A 1,023-nucleotide genomic window follows, 5' to 3' on the forward strand; every position below is an offset into this window, starting at 1 on the left:
TTCTCCAGCGCTGGGAAAGAAGCCATATATGTTGCCACCTGCCACGTTTGCCCGTAATCTTTAGATATTTTATATGCTCCAGGTTCCCATCGCGGTATAAGAATATACTTATCTGACGGATGAATATATACCCCGGAAAATATCTGATACGTTGAATAAATGCCATTTACTAATTCTTTATGTATATTCCGCCTGGTATCATGATACCAAAGTGCACCTTCACAATCGAAACCTTTTAGTTCGAGATACCGGCTATCATCATAGCGATAAATAACCTGTGAGGGTGTTTTTTTTGTACAGGCAGCGATAGCACATAGCGAAATAGTTCCGATTATTATTTTTAACGCACTTCCCTTATTCATAATTTATCCTTAAACGTTAAGCGGTTTGGGCATATCCCATTGCAGATTATTTCCCCGCATCCATATCGCAGTGCATCCGGGTCCAGCCCTTATAGCCCACCACCTCCGGCTCTTTGTCCGGCAGGTTTTGATAATTCGCTTTTTCTGACTCAACAAGATTATCCAGTCCTTTTTTCATAAAAATAACCATACCCCACGCATACCCTGGAGATTCAGGTCTGATATGCGCGTTCACATACTCGCCACTGGACTTATGCTTGCCAGGTCTGTAGAGATAATATGTATCATCAAAGAATTGATAATCTATACCCGGTCCACCCGGCGCCAGACGCGGGTCGTCAAAAGGATATGAACTCAGATATAAATGCCCCTGCGCCGTGGTAATAAATGCCTGGTTATTGACCACCACCACTCTTTTTATTTCTTTTCCTTCAGGTCTGTCGACCATATTTCCATCTGAATTTTTCTCTTGCCCCTGAAATGGAGACATATAGGTTGCGACCTGCCACGTTTGTCCGTAATCTTTAGATATTTTATATGCCCCAGGCTCCCACTCAGGCACAAGTATGTACTGTTCTGAGGGATGGATAAACTCACCCGAGAAAACCCTATAGATTGGATTGCCATAAATTGATTTGTGGACCTTTCTTTTTATGTCATG

General features: G+C 42.4%; 2 protein-coding genes. Both read right to left on the bottom strand.

The features are described 5' to 3' along the window. Positions 1–362 (bottom strand): T6SS immunity protein Tli3 family protein (locus OGV80_RS02165; RefSeq protein ID WP_502873989.1); only part of this gene is annotated, 362 nt, incomplete at its 3' end. Positions 363–408: 46 nt separating this feature from the next. Further along, the coding region (locus OGV80_RS02170; RefSeq protein WP_286513474.1) for a T6SS immunity protein Tli3 family protein at positions 409–1,023 on the bottom strand (615 nt) is incomplete at its 5' end.

The sequence above is a fragment of the Citrobacter sp. Ce119 genome (genome assembly GCF_030334525.1).
In the GTDB taxonomy this organism is placed as follows: domain Bacteria; phylum Pseudomonadota; class Gammaproteobacteria; order Enterobacterales; family Enterobacteriaceae; genus Citrobacter; species Citrobacter europaeus.